At 68.4% G+C, this 17,345-nt stretch carries 15 protein-coding genes; 8 read left to right on the forward strand and 7 right to left on the reverse strand.

Annotated features, from left to right (window positions below; translation table 11 throughout):
- Positions 1–168 precede the first annotated feature (168 nt).
- From VFE28_02210 to VFE28_02235, 6 genes are all read left to right on the forward strand, one after another.
- A complete protein-coding gene (locus VFE28_02210; GenBank protein HZM14791.1) occupies positions 169–1,848 on the forward strand; it encodes a hypothetical protein in 1,680 nt (559 codons plus the stop codon).
- Between the two features lie 29 nt (positions 1,849–1,877).
- Positions 1,878–3,380 (forward strand): ABC transporter substrate-binding protein, encoded by a 1,503-nt coding sequence (locus VFE28_02215; protein ID HZM14792.1) that lies wholly within the window; start codon positions 1,878–1,880, stop codon positions 3,378–3,380.
- Between the two features lie 20 nt (positions 3,381–3,400).
- A complete protein-coding gene (gene gpmA / locus VFE28_02220) occupies positions 3,401–4,147 on the forward strand; it encodes a 2,3-diphosphoglycerate-dependent phosphoglycerate mutase (protein ID HZM14793.1) in 747 nt (248 codons plus the stop codon).
- Positions 4,148–4,346: 199 nt separating this feature from the next.
- Positions 4,347–4,697: a dihydroneopterin aldolase gene (folB, locus tag VFE28_02225; GenBank protein HZM14794.1), complete on the forward strand. Its 351-nt coding sequence runs from the start codon at positions 4,347–4,349 to the stop codon at positions 4,695–4,697.
- A gap of 17 nt (positions 4,698–4,714) precedes the next feature.
- A complete protein-coding gene (locus tag VFE28_02230) occupies positions 4,715–5,539 on the forward strand; it encodes a protein phosphatase 2C domain-containing protein (GenBank protein HZM14795.1) in 825 nt (274 codons plus the stop codon).
- A gap of 375 nt (positions 5,540–5,914) precedes the next feature.
- Positions 5,915–6,763, forward strand: a complete 849-nt coding sequence (locus VFE28_02235) for an RNA polymerase sigma factor RpoD/SigA (GenBank protein HZM14796.1) — start codon at positions 5,915–5,917, stop codon at positions 6,761–6,763.
- Positions 6,764–6,903: 140 nt separating this feature from the next.
- Here the strand turns inward: VFE28_02235 and VFE28_02240 are convergent, their stop codons facing one another.
- Positions 6,904–7,491, reverse strand: a complete 588-nt coding sequence (locus VFE28_02240) for a hypothetical protein (protein ID HZM14797.1) — start codon at positions 7,489–7,491, stop codon at positions 6,904–6,906.
- Positions 7,492–7,578: 87 nt separating this feature from the next.
- Entirely contained in the window at positions 7,579–9,693 is a 2,115-nt protein-coding gene (locus VFE28_02245; GenBank protein ID HZM14798.1) for a tetratricopeptide repeat protein, read from the reverse strand.
- Between the two features lie 130 nt (positions 9,694–9,823).
- Between VFE28_02245 and VFE28_02250 the strand changes: the two genes are divergently transcribed.
- Together VFE28_02250 and VFE28_02255 are read left to right on the forward strand one after the other, a co-directional pair.
- Positions 9,824–11,167, forward strand: a complete 1,344-nt coding sequence (locus VFE28_02250; protein HZM14799.1) for a histidine kinase — start codon at positions 9,824–9,826, stop codon at positions 11,165–11,167.
- Positions 11,167–11,934 (forward strand): LytTR family DNA-binding domain-containing protein, encoded by a 768-nt coding sequence (locus VFE28_02255; protein ID HZM14800.1) that lies wholly within the window; start codon positions 11,167–11,169, stop codon positions 11,932–11,934. Before VFE28_02250 ends, VFE28_02255 begins: the two co-directional genes overlap by 1 nt.
- Positions 11,935–11,993: 59 nt before the next feature.
- Here VFE28_02255 and VFE28_02260 read toward each other — a convergent pair whose 3' ends face one another.
- The 5 genes from VFE28_02260 to VFE28_02280 all read right to left on the reverse strand — a co-directional run bounded on the left by VFE28_02260 (position 11,994) and on the right by VFE28_02280 (position 17,236).
- A complete protein-coding gene (locus tag VFE28_02260; GenBank protein ID HZM14801.1) occupies positions 11,994–13,268 on the reverse strand; it encodes a hypothetical protein in 1,275 nt (424 codons plus the stop codon).
- Positions 13,265–14,431 (reverse strand): hypothetical protein, encoded by a 1,167-nt coding sequence (locus VFE28_02265; GenBank protein HZM14802.1) that lies wholly within the window; start codon positions 14,429–14,431, stop codon positions 13,265–13,267. The genes VFE28_02260 and VFE28_02265 overlap by 4 nt, the downstream gene beginning before the upstream one ends.
- A gap of 131 nt (positions 14,432–14,562) precedes the next feature.
- Positions 14,563–15,294, reverse strand: coding sequence for a ZIP family metal transporter (locus VFE28_02270; protein HZM14803.1), 732 nt, complete (start codon positions 15,292–15,294; stop codon positions 14,563–14,565).
- Between the two features lie 78 nt (positions 15,295–15,372).
- Positions 15,373–16,473, reverse strand: a complete 1,101-nt coding sequence (locus VFE28_02275; protein HZM14804.1) for a glycosyltransferase family 4 protein — start codon at positions 16,471–16,473, stop codon at positions 15,373–15,375.
- 64 nt (positions 16,474–16,537) lie between these two features.
- Positions 16,538–17,236: a hypothetical protein gene (locus tag VFE28_02280; protein HZM14805.1), complete on the reverse strand. Its 699-nt coding sequence runs from the start codon at positions 17,234–17,236 to the stop codon at positions 16,538–16,540.
- Positions 17,237–17,345 lie beyond the last annotated feature (109 nt).

Consider the following 17,345-nt stretch of genomic DNA (forward strand, 5'->3'; position numbering starts at 1 on the left):
CACTCCGCCGCCCCCCTGGCGAGCAACGGCTTCCGCTCCCTCCGGCGGCGCGACACGACGCGCCGCCCGCGGGGTTGACCGCGCGGGCGATCGGTGTTCCTCTCTTGGAGGCGCAGGTTCTGCTTCATCCAGCCGGACCGATCTCTATCCACAGGGAGACTCGAAGCGATGCGAGGCGGGAACCGGTGTCGACACTGGCTCCTGGTCGGTCTCTGGGTTCTGGCGCCCGCGGCGGTGTCGGCGCAAGACAGCGACGCCCGCCGGCACACCACGCCGGTACTCGATCGTCTGGTGCGCGAGGCCACCGGACTCCTGAGCGCCCGCTACACGCGCCCCCTCGGTCACGTGGTGGAGCGCCAGCGCGGCCGCATCTTCGTCGCCATCGACGGCGACCCACCCGAGCTCGGCGACGTCCTCGCGGTCACCCGCCCGGTGGCGGATTCACTCCGCGGCGACGAGATCCCCATCGCCCAGCTGCAGGTCTCCCAGGTGAGTCCGGGCATGGTGGAATGCCGGGAGATCAACCGTAGCGGCAAAGAACGGGTGCAGCGCAACGACAGCGTGCGCGCCCACGGTGAACCCATCCGTGTGCTCCTCGCCCCGTGCACGGCGCTCTTGGACCTGCCCGCCGTCCTGCCCGAGGTCGTCGGCGAGAAGTTGCGCGCCGCCTTGCGCCGGCGGCGGGAGCTGCAGCTGGCCGGCGGCGCCGAGCGCGAGAGCTTGGCGGTCGCGGCCTACGCATCCCGCCTGATCACTCCTTTCCTGCAAGCGCAAGAGGACCTCGACGAAGTCCTGTTTCCGGTGCTCCTGCGGACGCCGGAGAAGATCGTTCTCAACGTGGAATGCTTCTCCGTGACCCGCGCCCGGGCGGTGGACATCGCCGTGGCCTCCGTCGATGTCGACGACATGCTGCGCTCCTGGTTCACCGCGGCCACGCCGGCCCGCGGCGCTCCCCCGGGCTTCCGCCTGCTGGCGGTGCAGGAATACCCCTGGGACACCATCGCCCTCGTGGGCACGAGCCCGGGAACGCTCTTGTCCGTGAGTCCCGACTCGCTGCGCATCCTGGAGTTCGAGCACCCCGGCTTGCGGCCCGCCGAGGTCGTGCCGCTCGGGGCCAAGGATCTGCCGCGTCGGGCCCCCTATGCTCTCCTCGTCGGCGCGGAAACGTTGCGCGCTTCGAAGTCCCCGGTGCCCATGGGAGCGAGCCTCTGGGTGTTGAGCGAGGAGCGCTGGCCCCGCGCCGGCGTTCCGGGGAGCGAGGGAAAGCGCCTGCAACTCGGCCCCGCCGGCACCGGTGTCGAGTTGCGCCCGGCGCTCGAGGCCTTGTGGAAGGCAGCCGGTGGACCGGCGGATCTCGCTTCGCGCTGGTGGCCGGCGCCGGGACGGGGCGAGCGCCCGGTGATCGCGCCGCTCTTCGCCGATCTGGACGGCGACGGCCGCATGGACCTGGCCTGGAGCGACCGGCGCGGCACCTTGCTGGTGCAACGCTCGTCGGCGACGCAGCTCGACTCCTATCGGGGCTTCGGCGACGTCAAAGCCGTGCAGCCCGGCGGCGAAGCAGGAACACGGACGGTTTTCTGGCTCACCGATCCGGTGTGCTGCGACCTCGGTGATCGTTTGCATGCGGCGCAGCTCGAAGACGACTCCCTGCGTCTCGTGTGGAGCAGCACACGGTTCACCGGGACGCTGACCGCAGTCGCCAGTCATGATCTGAACGGCGACGGTGCCTTCGACGTGGTCGCCGCCGAGCACTGTCCCGCGGGCACCCGCCTGCATGTCTACTTGGCGCTGCCGTCGGAGCGCACCGCGGCTCGCGGCTTGGCCTGGAAGGAAGGCCCGACTCGATGACGCTGCAGTGTCCACGAAGAGGAGGCGCAGTGCACTGGCTGCTCCGCTGCTGCGGGCGGCGCCACCGTACCGCCGGCGCGCTCTTCACCGTATGCCTCCTTGCCTTCTGCCTCCAGTCCGTCGCTCCGCGCCGCGTCTGGGGCGGACGGCTGGCGCGCTACGGCGGCTCGCTCCAAGTCGCTCTGCCGCTACGCCCGGCGGATCTGGCGCCGCCAGAGCCGCTCACCTTGTGGGGCGACGATGGCGCCTTGGTGAGCGCCTGTCTGTACGAGGGTCTGACGCGCTGGGGCAGCGGCGGCGTCGAACCGGATCTGGCGGTGCACTGGGTGCGGAACGACGAAGGCACCCGCTGGTACTTCCAGCTGCGGCCCGAGATCCGCTTCCACGATGGCACCCGCTGCGATGCGCAGAGCGTGAGCGAGTCGCTGCATCGCCTGGCGGACCCGCGCCGCTCGCCGCACGCCTGGCTCTTGCGCGAGCTCGTGGGCATGCAGGACTACGTCGCCGGCGAGACGCAGCAGATCGAAGGCATCTACGTCCTCTCCAGCACCGAGCTCGAACTGCAATGCGACACCCCCGTACCTGACCTCGCGGCTCGATTGGCCTTGCCCGAAGCCGCCATCGTCCGCGGCCAGGGAACGGCCGCGCTCGGAACGGGACCCTTCCGCCTGGTGAGCGCCGTGGCGGAGACGTTGCGCTGCGCCGCCTTCGAGCAGCACCATGAGGGCCGCCCCTTCCTGAACGCCGTCACCTTCACCGGCATTGCGCGGGACGCCGCACGTCCCCGGGAGGCAGCGCTGTTGCGGAAGCTCGATCCCGCCGCGGCTCCGCCGGCGGGAGCGGTGCGCGTGCGTGTGCCGGCCCGCCGTCTGGCTCTCGCCCTCCTGCATCCCAAGAGCGCCGTGTTCGCCGATGCCGCGCTGCGGCGGCGGGTGGCGGCGACCTTCGACGCCGCGGTGTTCGTCCGCGCCGGACTCGCCGGGGACGGCGAGCCCGCCTTCGGGCTCTCGCCACAGGCAGCGACGGTGCGCGCCACTCCACCGGCAGTGCAGGAATCGAAGTCGCCGCCACGGCACCCGGTCAAGATCCTCGTCCCCGCAGCGGAACCGGTCCTGGTGAAACTGGGCGAGCGCCTGCAGGTGCAGCTGGCGCAACTGTCTCTCGACGCGGAGGTGGACAGCCGGCCGCCGGCGACGTACACGACGGCGTTGCGGGCCGGCGCTTTCGATCTCGCCGTGCTCGGCTGGACACCGCCGGCGGAGGATCTGCAGGAGACCGGGCGCGTGCTGCACTTGCTCAGCACCTTGCTCCTTCCCGTTCTCGGCGACGGCATGCCGCCGGCGTGGCGCGATCTCCTGGAGGGACGCGGCCGCGCCACCGAGGTCGCCCTCGGCGCTTCGGGGCACTTGCTGCCCCTCGTCTTCTTTCACGACGTGTGGCAAGCGCCGGACACGGTGCAGCCCCTGCGGCCGGCGCCGGAGACGGCGACCTTGGGGCTTCCGGACGCGCACGTCCGCCCCGTCATCCCCTGACCAGCGAAGGGAGCCCCGCGGTGAAATCGCTCGTCCTGCTGCGCCACGGTGAGAGCACGTGGAATCGGGAGAACCGGTTCACTGGCTGGACCGACGTCGATCTCAACGACAAGGGCCGTGCGGAGGCGGAGGAGGCGGCCCAGGTGCTGCGCCAGCAGGGGTATGCGTTCGATCTGGCTTTCACCTCGGTGCTCAAGCGCGCCATCCGCACCCTCTGGCTGGTGCTGGACGGCATGGATCTCATGTGGATTCCGGTGCAGCGCAACTGGCGCTTGAACGAGCGTCACTACGGCGCGCTGCAAGGGTTGAACAAGGCGGAGACCGCGGCGAAGTACGGCGCCGACCAGACCCATCTGTGGAGACGTAGCTACGATGTGCAGCCCCCGCCGCTGGACCTCGACGACCCGCGTCATCCGCGGCACGACCCGCGCTACGCCGACCTGCTCCCGGAAGAGACACCGCGGACCGAATGTCTCGCCGACACCAGAGCCCGCTTCCTTCCTTACTGGCACGAGAGCATCGCGCCCGTTGTCCGCGCCGGCCGGCGCGTCCTCATCGCGGCGCATGGCAACAGCCTGCGCGCTCTGGTGATGTATCTGGATGGGATCGCGCCGGCGGACATCGTGAGCCTCAACATCCCCACGGGCGTTCCTCTGGTGTACGAGCTCGACGACGACCTGAAAGCACGGCGCCACATGTATCTCGGGGATCCGGAGAAGGTGAAGCAGGCGACGCAAGCCGTGGCGGACCAGGGGAAGCCGAAGTAGTGCCCGACGTCATGCCCGCTCCGACACACGTGCGCGGTGTCGCCGCCACGCCTTGCGGCGGCGCCGCCAGGACGCACGACCCTTCCCAGCGCCGCCCCCAGGGAGCCTCCCCGCCGTGGCCGCCCCGCCGGCCCGGTGGACAGGAGCCGCAGGCCATGCCTAGAATGGAGCCTCCTCGGAGCGCGAACCGGGGAGGCACATGGATCGTGTGATCTTGAACGGCATCCAGTGCAGGCTGCGGGTGGGAGTCTCGCCGGAAGAGCGCCGGGAACCTCAGGACTGCCTCGTCGATGTCGAGCTGGATTGCGACCTCTCGCGAGCAGCGCACAGCGATGACCTGCGCGACACGGTGGATTACTCGCGAGTGTTCGAATCCGTGCAGCGACTCTGCCGCGAAGAGGATTTCGCCTTGCTCGAGAGGTTCGCCGGTCGTCTTGCAGAAGAAATCCGAGACAGCGTGCACTGCGATTCCATGCTGATCCGAGTGCAGAAGCTCCATCCCCCTTTGCCCGGTTCCCTCGCCTTCGCGGGGATCGAGATCCGCCGCTGACGCCCGCGGGAGTTGGCATGCACATCGTGGCGAAGACGGACGTCGGTCTCGTGCGCAAGCGCAACGAGGACTACTTCGTCATCTCCGACCAGCATGGGCTCGTGGTGCTCTGCGACGGCATGGGCGGTCATCCCGGCGGCGACCTGGCGAGCCGGATGGTGGCGGAGGAGGTGCAGCGCATCGTCTCTCAGGGCGGCAACGGCGCCGTCACCATCCAGGGCGCCTCCGGCACCAGCACCTCCCTGCAGCCCTTCACCCCCCTCCTCCAAGGGGTGTTCGCCGCCGATCTCAAGCTGCGGGAATACGGCGCCAAACATACGGAGTACCAGGGCATGGGAACCACGGTGGTGGCCATCCAGGAGCACCAGGGCACTGTCTGTGTGGCACACGTCGGCGACAGCCGCGCCTACTCCTTCAAGAACGGCGAGCTCACCCAGGTGACCCACGACCACAGCGTCGTCGCCACGCACCCGGAGTACGCGCACCTGGCGGGGATGCGCAACATCTTGACCCGTGCCATGGGGGTAGGGGACGAGCTCGAGATCGACTTCTCCGTGCTGCCCGCCGACGCCGCCGAGGTGTTCCTGCTCTGCACCGACGGATTGCACAACTACGTCGAAACGGAGCACATCGTGGAGGTCCTCGCCTCCTCGGCTTCGCCGGAGGAGCGCGTGGACGCCCTGATCGAGGCCGCCAAGAAGGGCGGCGGCGGCGACAACATCACCCTCTCCCTCGCCTGGGGCGCCAAGCCCAAGGCGAGCAAGCCGGTCCCGGTGAGGGGCGTGGTCGCAGAGACCGCCACGGGTCTCCTGGTGCACATGGCGGACGAGGACTCACCCTAGCTGCCCAGGCCCCTCGCCCTCGACCCACCAGGCCCTCCAAGCCAGCCGAGAGAATTTCGCAACACTGCACCGTACACCCACGATACGGAGTCGCCCCCAGAATCGGCAGACCCAAGAGCAATATCATGACATTGTGGCCGCTTTGACAGGCCGTCGTGTCATGTCCGGTCCCTTCTTGCCCCTTCCAGAGGACATTTCACGCTCGTCCAAACCCTAGGACCAGGAATCCCTGGGCCGGTCCTGTGTATTCAATGGATGAGAACGCCCTCGGATGGAGTTCCTTCAGGGAGTAGCCCCCGGACCGCGAGATTCGGTACGCCGGTTGCAATGCCTGGGCTACGACCCTCCACTCGTCCCTCGGCAAGGGGTTGACCGATGAAATCCTCCAGGCAGGCAGCGAGCCCCGACACCCTCGGGATGTACCTGCGGGAGATCCGCAAGATCCCCCTCCTGACACCCGAGGAGGAGCGCGAGCTGGCGCGGCGGGCCAAGCACGGCGACGAGGAGGCGATGCACGAACTCGTGCGTCACAACCTGCGTTTCGTGGTTTCGGTGGCGAAGCAATACGCCAAGAGCGCGGTGCCCTTCGAAGACCTGGTCAACGAAGGCAACCTCGGATTGATCCGCGCGGCGGAGCGCTTCGACGTGGACCGCGGCTATCGCTTCATCTCTTACGCGGTCTGGTGGGTGCGCCAGGCCATCCTGCAGTACGTCGCCGAACAGTCGCGCACGGTGCGCTTGCCGCTCAACAAGTCGGCGAGCCTGATGAAGGTCAACCGGGCTTCCATCCAGCTCAGCCAGCACCTGGGACGCGAGCCGACTCACGAGGAACTGGCCAAGCATCTGGGCATGAAGACGGCGGAGGTCGATACGGTACTGAGCATGCCGACCACGCAGTACTCGATCGACGAGCCCGCAGAAGGACGCGATCACGAGTTCCAGGTGGACACCCTGGCGGACGAGTCCGCGCCGGGACCCGAGGCCTCCACCATCGAGTCGGCACGCAACGCGGACATCGCTCATGCCTTGGCCGGACTGAATGCCCGCGAGGAGGACATCCTCAAGCGCTACTTCGGGCTGGGCGGAAACGAACCGCACACCCTCGAGCAGATCGGGAAAGTGTACCGGCTGACGCGCGAGCGTGTCCGGCAGATCCGCGATCGCGCGATCTGGCGGCTGCGCAACTCACCGGAGACCACGGCTCTGTCGGAGTACGCGCAGTAACGGCAGTCGCAGAACACTGCTTTCGCACTCCACGGCCGCATCGATGACCCGTCCCGCGACACCTCCTTCCCACGGGACGCAAGGACGCCGAGACCCTCGGCGTCCTTCTTTTTCGGCCCCGGGCTCGCAAGGCAGGCGACTCAGTAGCGCGCCAGCCAGCGCGATTGCGCGCTCACCACGTGGGTCTCGTGACCGCCACCCTGCAGGAAGAAGCGGATGCGCCACACCAGTTGCCCGGGATAGCGCTCCGGCTCGGCGTCGTAGGCGAGGAGAGCTTCGAAGGTGTTGAGGGGCACCCCTTGCTGGTGCGGTCCGGTGGCCGCCCAGATGCGCGAGCTGTCGTCCCATTCCGCCGGCAGCGGCCGCAGGCGCGCCGCCATCGAGTCGGGGACGGCCGCCGTCTGCACCGTGCCGTCCGTGTCGACGCTCACATCGAGCCCCTTGCCGGACGCGGCGCTCCGGTAGGTCAGGATCCAGGAGCCACCGCGATCCGGGAGCCAGCCCTCGTTGCCGACCCCGTTGCCCGTGACGCGGCACAACAGTGCATCCCGCGCCCAGCGCACCGCGGCGTCCGTGGCCAGCGCCTGGGCCCAGCGCGCCGCGCCGCCCGGCTTGCTGCGCTCCGGGAGCACCGGCGCGCAAGCGACCAGGAGGAGCACGAGCAGCGCTAACGCCGCCACCGCACGCACCCAGCCGCCATCGGCACGCACACCGCCAGGCGCTCGCATCTTGCTTCCCTCTGCTCTCACCCTACCTCCATCCGCGCGCACCCTGTCAGGCACTCGCACCTCGCCGTCGCTCGCCGTCCATCCCCATCAATGGGGCTCGGCGCCGGTCTCGAGCTGGCGCAAGGCGCGGGGCGCCAGCGTGTCCGCCGGATCCAGAGCCAGGATGAAGCGCCATGCCGGCACCGCCTCGGGACGACGACCCTGGTTGGTGAGCAAGATCGCCAGGTTCGTCCACGCCGGAAGATAGCGCGGGTTCGCGGCGATCGCGGCGCGAAACCCCGCCTCCGCCGCCGGCGCATCCCCCTGGGCGCCCCGGAGCGCTGCCAGGTTGTTGAGCGCTTGCTCGTGGCCCGGCACGATGGCTAGCGCGCGCCTGTAGGCCTGCGCCGCCGCCGCGGTGTCGCCCAAAGCCCGCCGGCATTCCCCCAAGTTGTTCCACGCCGCTTCACGCTCGGGCTCGAGTGCCACGGAGCGCTCGTAGGCCGCCGCGGCCTCCGCCACTCTGCGGCTTCGCCGCAGGACGTTACCCAGGTTGTACCAGCCCCGGGCGAAGTCCGGGTGTTCGCGCAGCAGGTCGCGATAGAGCACCAACGCCAGACTGTCCTGCCCGGCGCGGGAGAGCATACGCGCCAGGCCGTCGCGGAGATCGGGATTCGCGGGCGCGGTGCGCAAGGCCTCGCGGTACTCGGCGATGGCAGGACCGAACCTCTCCGCCTGGGCGTATCGGAGGGCGCTGTGCACGTGGATATCGCGCCCGACCCGGGCGCGGTCCAGATTCAATCGCGCCGGCGAGGTGAGCACGAACAGCGCCGCGGTGGCCAGGAGGAGAGCCGCTGCCTGCGCGCGCTTTCTCTGCCACAGGGCCTCGCAGATCCGGCGGCAGACATGGGTTGCCAGCACGATCAGCCACGGGGTGACGGGGATTCGATAACGATCGGTGACGAAGAAGAGAACGATGGAAGCCACGTAGAGGAGCGCGCAAGCACCGATGAAGCCCAAGACCGCTTCTGCTTCTTGCCCCGCCGCGGCGCCGCGGCGCCAGGCCCGCCACGCTTCGATCAGCGCCCACAACGCCCCCAGGAACCCCAAAGGCAGGACCGCATAGCTGTGCCAGAAGGGCAAGCGCGAGAGCGGCAGGCCGCGGGTGGCGGTCTCGAAGCACTCCACCTGGGGAAAGTAGAAGCGGTTCCAGAAGAGCACCCACTTCCAGCCGAGGAGATCCAGCGCCCGGAGCGGGTGCTCGCGCACCCAACGCTGCGTTCTCTCCACCCAGAACTGCGCCGCCACGCTCGCTGTCGCGCGCTGCCCCGTCTGCCGCTGCACGTAGCGGAGCGCCATGGGGTCATGGGCCATGTCGAAGGACTCGGGCACGAAGAAGAGGCCCGTGGCCTCCGGTCCGTTGCCGATGTACAGATTGAAACCGGCGTTGGCGGTGAGCAACAGGGGCTGCTCCGCGTGGCGCGCGTTGTAGATCCAGAGCGGCGCCAGCACGGCGGCGCACCCCAAGAGGCAGCGTCCTGCCTGGGCGAAGGAGGCCCCGCCCCGGCGCCAGGCGAACCAGGGGAAGAACACCAGGAGGAGCGCCAAGTTGCTGCCACGGCCGAGCACCGCGATGCCGAGCAGTGCGCCGGCGGCCAAGGCGTGCAACCGGCTGCGTGGGGCGCGTACCGCCACGAAGGAAGCGGCGAGCAAGGTCAAGAGCACCAACCACTCCACCAGCAGCAAAGCCTCGTAGAACACCACCGGTGCGAAGCTCGCCATGGCGAGTCCTGCCGCCGCCGCCCAGGCGGCGGGCATGGCGCGCCGGGCCAGGAGGAAGACGAGAGGCGCCGCCAGTCCGCCCATGAGGAGCTGCACGGCATAGGCCGTGCTCGCCGAGTCGCCGGCGAGGCGGAAGACCAGGCTCAAGAAGAGCGGATACAGCGGGGTCATGAAGTACGAGTCGGTCGGATTGGGGAGGCCGCGCACGAGATTCAAGGCCTCGTCGTGATAGTAGGACTCGTCCATCATGAAGACCTGCGCTACCAGCGTCTCTCGAAAGGTGAACCAGTGCAGGGCGCGCAGGGCGAGGGCGCAGACGTAGAGGCACCAGGCCGCGGCGTGGGTGTGGCGCTGCAGCCAGGCGTCGAGGTGCAGAAGGAAGCGCGGCAGGGTGGGTGCCGGCGCGCCGCCCGCGGCAGGTTGTCGGGGTGCGGAATGCATGTGCCGCCGCGTGGGCTGGGTCCCGCCGGGCCGGCGCCCAGCGCGAACTCGCGTCCGGCGCGCATGCTAGCATGTCGCCTAGGGCACCGGTGAGCCGACGCCTCGGCACCATCGGCGAGGACGTTCGACCATGTCAGAGATCTTCCTGAGCGGCGACCAGTTCATCCTCGTCAATCTGCTCCTGCAGGTCGGCTTCATGGCCAGCCTGGCGAGCCTTCTCATCACCACCCGTTTCTACCAGCGCCTGCTGCGGGAAGAAGCGACGCGCCGGCGCGACGCCACCCTCTTCGGCCTCACCTTCGGCCTTTGCCTCGGCGTTGCCGTGGGCATGCGCTTCCTGGCGGGCTACGCCGGCATGGATGCAAGCTTGCCCGGCGCCCTTCTCGCCGGTCTGCTCTGCGGCCCGGTCGGCGGGGCTCTGGTGGGCTTCTTCGTCGGCGGCGCCGGCTGGACGCACGGCGAATGGCTCGCCTTGCCCTTCGGGCTCCTCTATGGGCTCGTGGGGGCGGCGATCTGGCGTTTCCCCGGCAGCCGGCGGGGGCTCTGGGAGTACTCGCCCTTCCCGCACGTGAACGTGTGGAAGTTCATGCGCGCCCGCAATCGCCGCGACATCGTGCCCCTCGGCATCAGCGCCGTCTGCGTCGGCCTCGACGTGGCGCGTCACTTCACCACCAAACATTTCGGCACCAATCTGCTCTGGAGCTTTCAGCCGCACCACGGCTACGTGCTGGCCCTCGCCTGGGTGACGAGCTTGGTCACCATCGGCGTGCCCTTGCACCTGTGGAACAACACCCGCCTGGAGATGCTGCTCAAGTCGCAGGAGGGCCTCGCCGTCCGCGCCCGGCTCGACGCGCTGACGCAGCAGATCAACCCGCACTTCCTCTTCAACACCCTCACCTCGATCAGCGCCGCGACCCGGCGCAACCCGGACCTCGCCCGCGATCTGATCCACAAGCTGTCGACGATTCTCCGCCGCGTCCTCTATCGCAAGGCGCTCTTCGTCTCCTTCGCGGAGGAGCTGGACTACATCGACTCGTACCTGGACCTCGAGGTGGCCCGCTTCGGCCCGGAGAAGCTCCGCATCGTCAAGGACATCGAGCCCGAAGTCCGGCCGCTCCTGGTGCCGTCGATGATCCTGCAGCCGCTGGTTGAGAACGCCGTGAACCATGCCATCGCGCCGCGGCCCGCGGGCGGCACCGTGTGGATCCGGGCGCTGCGGGAGGGCGAGCACTTGGCGATCGAGATCGAGGACGACGGTACCGGCTTCGACGTCGCCAAGCTCGACCTGGACGGCAACGGCCCAGCGCGGCCGCGCCGCGGCATCGGCCTGACGAACGTGCACCAGCGCCTCAAGATGGCCTACGGCCAGGGTCTGGTGCTGCGGTCCGCGCGCGGCCAGGGAACCCTGGTACGCCTCGTCCTCCCCTGCACGACCTCGGCGGAGCTCGTCCCGGAGGCAGAGGAGAAGGTCTGATGGAAATCCGCACCATCGTGGCCGACGACGAGAAGCCGGCCCGCGACGAGATCACCTACCTGCTCCGCGCCGTCGACGGGATCAAGCTGGTGGGGCAGGCGGACAACGGTCTCGACGCCTACAACCTCATCGAGGCCGAACAGCCCGACCTGGCTTTACTCGACGTCCAGATGCCCGGGCTCGACGGCTTCCAGCTCGTGCGCGAGATCCGGCACCTGGAACGCTCGCCGTTCGTCATCTTCGTCACCGCCTACGATCGCTATGCCATCCAGGCCTTCGAGGTGAGCGCCCTCGACTATCTCCTCAAGCCCGTGGTGCGCGACCGCTTGGTGCAGGCCATCGACCGCGTGCGGCCGTTGCTGGAGCGGCAGGCCGGCCAGTCCGAGCGGCTATCGCGCTTCCTGGAGCACGGCCCGGCGCGGCCGCGCTTCGTGGGCAAGGTGCCGGTGCGCCGGCGCAAGAACCTGCTGCTCATCGATGTCCACGAGATCGTCTACAGCAACGTGCGCGACGGAGTCGTTTTCATCGCCACCCAGGAGCATCAGGACATGGTCTCCTACCGGACGCTGGACGAGTTCGAAGCCGAGCTCGATCCGGAGGTCTTCCACCGCGTCCACCGCAGCTATCTCGCCAACGTGAACCACATCCGCGAGATCATCCCGCAGGCCTCGGGGAACTACGAGCTCCTCATGGACGATGCCGCGGGCACGCGCATCCCGTTGTCGCGCCAGCACGCCCGCGAGCTGCGCCGCATCTACAAGTGGTGAGTTCCCAGCCCGACAGCTACACCGGCACGCCATTCCATCCGGTTGCACCGAGGGAGACTTCAGAAGACTTCGGTCATGGCGAAGAACCAGCCCTTGGAGCCGTCCCTGCCCCAGGCGTGATCGATGGCGAGATTGGTGTTGGAGCGTTTGTTGAACTTGAGCCGGAGGCCTGCACCCCCACCCGGGTCAGGGCGTCCGAAGGTCTCCGTCTCTGGGAGCGACGTGGCGGTGAGGTTGAAGAATCCGACCGCGCCCAGCAACCCGTCCCGCCGCAGTTGCATGCGGTACTCGGTCTCGAAGTAGATCTGATCCTGTCCGCGGATCCGGCCCTGCAGATAGCCGCGCGCGCCGCGTCCCTGGGTATCCCAGCCGTTGGCCGGTAGGCCGAGATAGGGAGCCGGGCCGAAGGACATCCAGCTGTAGATCCAGAAGGCCAGGACGTTGTTGCTCTGTCGTGGCACGTGCGGGTACATGCGGACGTCGAGCCAGAACTCCTGCCAGTTGCGCTCGGACCCGAGGGGCTCGATGTAGTCGCGGAAGCTGCCGCTCAAGTAGTAGCCCTCGGTGGGATTGACCAGGCTGTTTCGCGTGTCTCCGAGCAGGTTGAGCGAGATCCCCGCTGCCTTGGTGTGGGTCACTCCGGCGCCGCTGTAGGTCGTGAACGGTGTGCTCTCGCCGAGGGCGGCGCGCTCGTCCTCGATGTCGGAAAACTCGTCGAAGTGGTAGCCCAATCCAATGTACGTCGAACCTATGGTCCGCCGATACACGGTGCCGTACAAACGCACCAGGGCGAAGTGCATCGGGTATTCCTGCTGGCCCTCGCCGATGGGGCCCAGGCCCCAGGTCGAGCGATCCGTGTCGAGGTAGCGCACGTCCGCCCGCAACAAGTAGTTGTCGGCGCCGAGGAAGAGGTCGCTGCGGAACTGGAACTGCACCTGGCCGGTCGTTGAGTAGTTGCCGGAAAGGGAGAGCGCCGAGGGCTTGGACTCGGGATCGAGGCCGCGCTTGCCGGCGCCGGAGAAAGAGGCGCCGAAGGCCAACCCGTAAACGGGGTTGTAGCTGAGCGTCGGGAGGATGGACCAGGCGATCCCAGGACTGAACTCTCCCTGGGCCGCGGGTTCGAGGCGGCGATGGAAGATCCACTCCTGCAGCACGTCGAGGATATCGCGCTGCGCCACGGCGACGGTGTCCGTAGCCGCCTTCGCCGCGCCCGCGGTGTCGGTGGCGGCTGCTGTGGCCGCGGGCGTTTCCTGGGAACGACTCACGGTCGCCGCAGCGACGAGGATGAGCCCCCAGAGCCAGGCGCCGGAGAGGGGCGCGCCCACAATCCTCATGCCAAGGCTCCGAGAATCTTGAGCAGCACCTCTTTGATGGGAACCTCGATGCTGGCGGCCACCAAAAGCGGCAGGACCGCAGGTACCAGGAGCGCCACCAGCGTCGTCTTGCCGATCGGCACCGACCGCATCCCGGTCCCGAGGGCGTAGAGCGTGGCCATGTCCGCCGCAGGGCCGATTTCCGGCGCGGCGAGAATCGCGTCGTCTTCTACCGGCCGGCCGAGCACCCAGCGCTCATGGACGCCGCGCACTTGCTTTCCGGCGAGAGCGCCGTATTCGAAGCGCGCGCGCAGGCGGGTGCGCCGGAGTGGTCCGGAGAAAGCCGTGAGGGGCGAAACGAAGAGCACGGTGAGGAGGACCACCAACCCGGCCGCGAGGGCCTTGAACTGCATCACATGGGCGCCGTGCGCCAGGATCTGATGGGCGACGGAGGAAGCGACGACGCTCGAGAAGGCCAGCACCACCAGGGTGAAGGCGAGGGGGAGCTGCTCGGTGAAGCCGAGGCCGCCGGCGCGGTCTGGGTGGGAGGGCACGAGTTGCAGATCCAAGGCGGCGAGCCGGCGGCAGAGAAGCCAGGTGAGCAGCAAGCGCCAGAGCCAGAGGATGGCCATGAAAAGGAACAGGGGTCGCGTTACGAAGAAGAGCCAGGTGCCGCCGAAGCCCACACCTTCCGGGGTGCGAGCCCACGCCACTACGTCGTCCACCGCCCCCTGCCAAGGGCTCGAAGCGATCACCAGCACCACGATCGCGGCCAAGAGCGTCCAGATCCATCTCGAGTCGCGCCAGCGTTCGACGGAACGCAGAGCACCGGCAAGGTGCGCTTGCTCTTCTGGGCGGACCAGCCCGGAGGGAACGAAGTTTCCCACGATGATGCCGAGGATCCGATCCGACCAGGGTTCCGAGAGCACGAAGAGCGGGATCGCGAGCAGGCAGCGGACGTGAACCCCCAGATGGCGCCACAACGATTCCGGATCGCTCCCGTTCTGCAGCCGCCCCGTCGCTCCCGCCCAGACCACGAGGGGTAGCCAGCCGAGGAGGGCGAAGAAGACCGCGCGCCGCCGGGCTCCGAGACCTTCCCGGGGCGCGAGCCGCAGCAGACGCTGCAGGCGCAGCCACGGATCCTGCACCAGAGAGAACCGCATCTCTTCCGGACCAACGCTCACCGGTTCCCTCCTCGGTGCCATCCTAGCAGACGAACGGGACCCCTTCCGAATTCCTGGAATCGTCCCCGAGTGAAGCACGACTTCGCAAGCGATCGGAACGAGGGCCGCCATAGCCGGCACCGATGCCGGCTTCAGTGGGAATGGGCCTGGTGCAGGAGACCGCTCAGCAGCAGTCCTGTGAGCACCGCCACCAGATTGTAGAAGCGACGTTCGTGGTGGGCGTGGGCGTGCGGCAGCAGATCCGAGGTGGCGATGAAGAGGAACGTGCCCGCCGCCACACCGACGGTGAGGCCGAGCAGCGTCGGGCTGGCGTGGCGCAACGCCACCAACGCGACCGCACCACCGAGCGGCGTCAGCAGCGAGAAGATCAGGAGGAGGACGAGGGCCTGCCGGCGGCGGAATCCGAAGAAAAGCAGGATGCTGCAGAGCGAGAACGTATCCGGAATCTTGTGCGCCAGGATGGCCCAGACCACGGCGGAACCCAGGGCCGGCATCATGACGCTGGACCCGAGCGCCACTCCGTCCAGCAGGGCGTGCAGCGAGATGCCGGTGTAAGCGGCGAAACCGCTGCGTCGCCCGGCCAGCTCCTCCGTCTCGTGCGGGTGGATGAGGACGAACTTCTCCAGCGCCAAGAGGAGCATGAATCCGAGGAGCACGGCGGGAAAGAAGTGACGCGACAACTGCAGCGACTGCGGCAGGAGATCGAAGAACACCACGCCGAGGACGATCCCGGCGCTCAGGCTGATGAGGAGCTGCAGCTCCCGATGCGACCAGCTGCGCAGCAGAGGGATGAGCCCCGAAACGAAGGACACGGCGAAGATCCCGGCCGCGTAGACCAGGTAGCGCAGCGCGACGTGTTCCACGGGGCTCCTCGGGAGGATCAGGGAGTCTGGAATGACCTGCTGAGACCGGCCCAAGATCCGCGCCGGCAACGGGCGCCGTCAAGGGCCTCCTGGGAGAACCCCGGGAACAGGCTCGCCACCAGGAGCGAGACTCTGGAACAGTCGTTCGACGCTCTCCATGTTGCGTTCCCAGCAGGCACGCTCCGCCACCAGGGCGCGGTTCTTCACCGCCGCCCGCGCCCGCAACTCGGCGTCGGCACAAGCGCGCTCGAGGCAGCGGGCCAGGGCCTCGTCGTGACCGCAGGGGAAGAGGAGCCCGTTGTCTTCATGCCGGATCCACTCGCGATTGCCGGCGATGTCGGAGACCACGGGGAAACAACCGGCTGCCATCGCCTCCAAGAGCGACACCGAGGTGCTGTCGCTTCGCGCCGTGGAAACGTAGACCTGCGCCGCCAGCAGCTCGCGATCCAGCACTGCCGGCGCCAGCCAGCCGAGGAAGCGTACCGGCGTGGCCGGTGGCCGTTCGCGGAGCCGCCGCTGCAGGGCTTCGGCCTGCGAGCCCGTGCCCGCGAGGCGCAGCTCGGTCCGCGCCGCCAGAGCCGCAGGCAGGCGTTCCACGGCGCGCAGTAATGTCTCCACGTCGTACACCGGCTCGAGCCTCCGGCTGCTGAGGAGCACGAGCGGCTCCGACGGACGGGGTGGCGGTGTGGCGAAGCGCCCGCTTTCGATGCCGAAGGGGACGACGAGGAGGCGCGCCGCGGGAACGCCGAAGCGCACGATGGCGCGCCCCAGCATCTCCGCATCCGCGGTCACTCGATCGCAGCGGGCGAGAACGTGTCGCGTGCGCCAGCGATGCAGCGGCGATTTGCGTGGCACGAGCAGGATGTCGCTCCCCAGCGTCGTCAGCACCAGCGGCCGCGCTCCGAGCCGCACCGCCATCCAGCCGTAGTTGGGCAGGAAATGCGCGTTCACCACGTCGGGCCGGAAACGGCGGAGCTCCGCCGCCGCCGCCGGGAGGCTGGCGGTGTAGCGCAGGAACCGCGGCAGCCAGGCACGGGGCGGCAGCGACACCACCGGGCAGGCCCCGGTCTCGCCCGTTTCTAGGCTGAGGAGCAAGCAGGCGTGACCGCGGTGCGCGAAGTATTCGACCCAGCGCCGGGTGTGGGGAAGGGAAGCGTCTGCGAGGAAGGCGAGCCGCACCGGGGCATGCTACGCAATGCGGGGGGCCGGCGCCACTCTCTGGCGCCGGCAACCCCGGGAAAGGCTATCGATAGAGATTCTTGACCTGGCTCCAGGTCCTGTCGTGCACAGCGGTCGAGCAGTCCGCATTGAAGCTGAAATCGCTCCCGGTGACCGCGACGGGTGTGAAGATAGGGTTGTCGCACAGGAGCAGCATCGGGCTCAAGTACGTCGGATTACTCGGTGGGTTCGCGATCACGAGATGGATCTGGTGGCCCGGTGCGAAGTTGGTCGTGAAGGGAATGCCCGACCGCAGCTCGACTTCGGCAATGAGGGTGAACTCCGCCTGCTGACAGCCCCCGGGTTGGTCCACGTCCCACGTGAGGTTGTAGCGGCGAACGATATCGCCTCCCGTCGTAACCGGGTCGCTGATGTTTCCGACCGGAATCGTCCCAGCGGGCGGCCTCACCGTCTTGGTCCACCCTGCCGGCAGCTGCGACCCCGTCTCGAGACCATCGATGTAGAACTCCGCAGAGCTGATCCCGGCGAGAGAGGTCCCGGCCAGGCGGGCGTACACCCGAATGATGGCGAGGCCAACGAAGCCGTTGAAGATGGGGGTGACGTGGACGCCACAGCTGTCGAAGTACGTGGCTCCAGCCGACCCGTCCGGATTCACCGCCGCTGGGCGAATGACGATGGAGCCGTTTTCCTGGGCAAGAGCTGAACCGGCCCCCAGCGCCAAACCGAGGACCAGCCCCACGATGCCGATAGCAGATGCTCTCATGATCCTCCTCCCGAAGACGCCCAGGCAGAGGATACGCCTTCTCGCGTCTAGCGGTACAGTTCCTTTACCCGGCCCCAATCGGACTTCTCGGAGGCGATGCCGCAGCGCA

The sequence above is a fragment of the Candidatus Krumholzibacteriia bacterium genome, assembly GCA_035649275.1.
GTDB lineage: Bacteria > Krumholzibacteriota > Krumholzibacteriia.

What these genes read in the sequence shown, in the direction of transcription:
- folB (HZM14794.1), top strand. Translation starts at nt 4,347, where the DNA reads ATGGATCGTGTGATCTTGAACGGCATCCAGTGCAGGCTGCGGGTGGGA.
- VFE28_02260 (HZM14801.1), bottom strand. Translation starts at nt 13,268, where the DNA reads ATGAGGATTGTGGGCGCGCCCCTCTCCGGCGCCTGGCTCTGGGGGCTC.
- VFE28_02235 (HZM14796.1), top strand. Translation starts at nt 5,915, where the DNA reads ATGAAATCCTCCAGGCAGGCAGCGAGCCCCGACACCCTCGGGATGTAC.
- VFE28_02250 (HZM14799.1), top strand. Translation starts at nt 9,824, where the DNA reads ATGTCAGAGATCTTCCTGAGCGGCGACCAGTTCATCCTCGTCAATCTG.
- VFE28_02280 (HZM14805.1), bottom strand. Translation starts at nt 17,236, where the DNA reads ATGAGAGCATCTGCTATCGGCATCGTGGGGCTGGTCCTCGGTTTGGCG.
- VFE28_02245 (HZM14798.1), bottom strand. Translation starts at nt 9,693, where the DNA reads ATGCATTCCGCACCCCGACAACCTGCCGCGGGCGGCGCGCCGGCACCC.
- VFE28_02240 (HZM14797.1), bottom strand. Translation starts at nt 7,491, where the DNA reads ATGCGAGCGCCTGGCGGTGTGCGTGCCGATGGCGGCTGGGTGCGTGCG.
- VFE28_02210 (HZM14791.1), top strand. Translation starts at nt 169, where the DNA reads ATGCGAGGCGGGAACCGGTGTCGACACTGGCTCCTGGTCGGTCTCTGG.
- VFE28_02255 (HZM14800.1), top strand. Translation starts at nt 11,167, where the DNA reads ATGGAAATCCGCACCATCGTGGCCGACGACGAGAAGCCGGCCCGCGAC.
- VFE28_02230 (HZM14795.1), top strand. Translation starts at nt 4,715, where the DNA reads ATGCACATCGTGGCGAAGACGGACGTCGGTCTCGTGCGCAAGCGCAAC.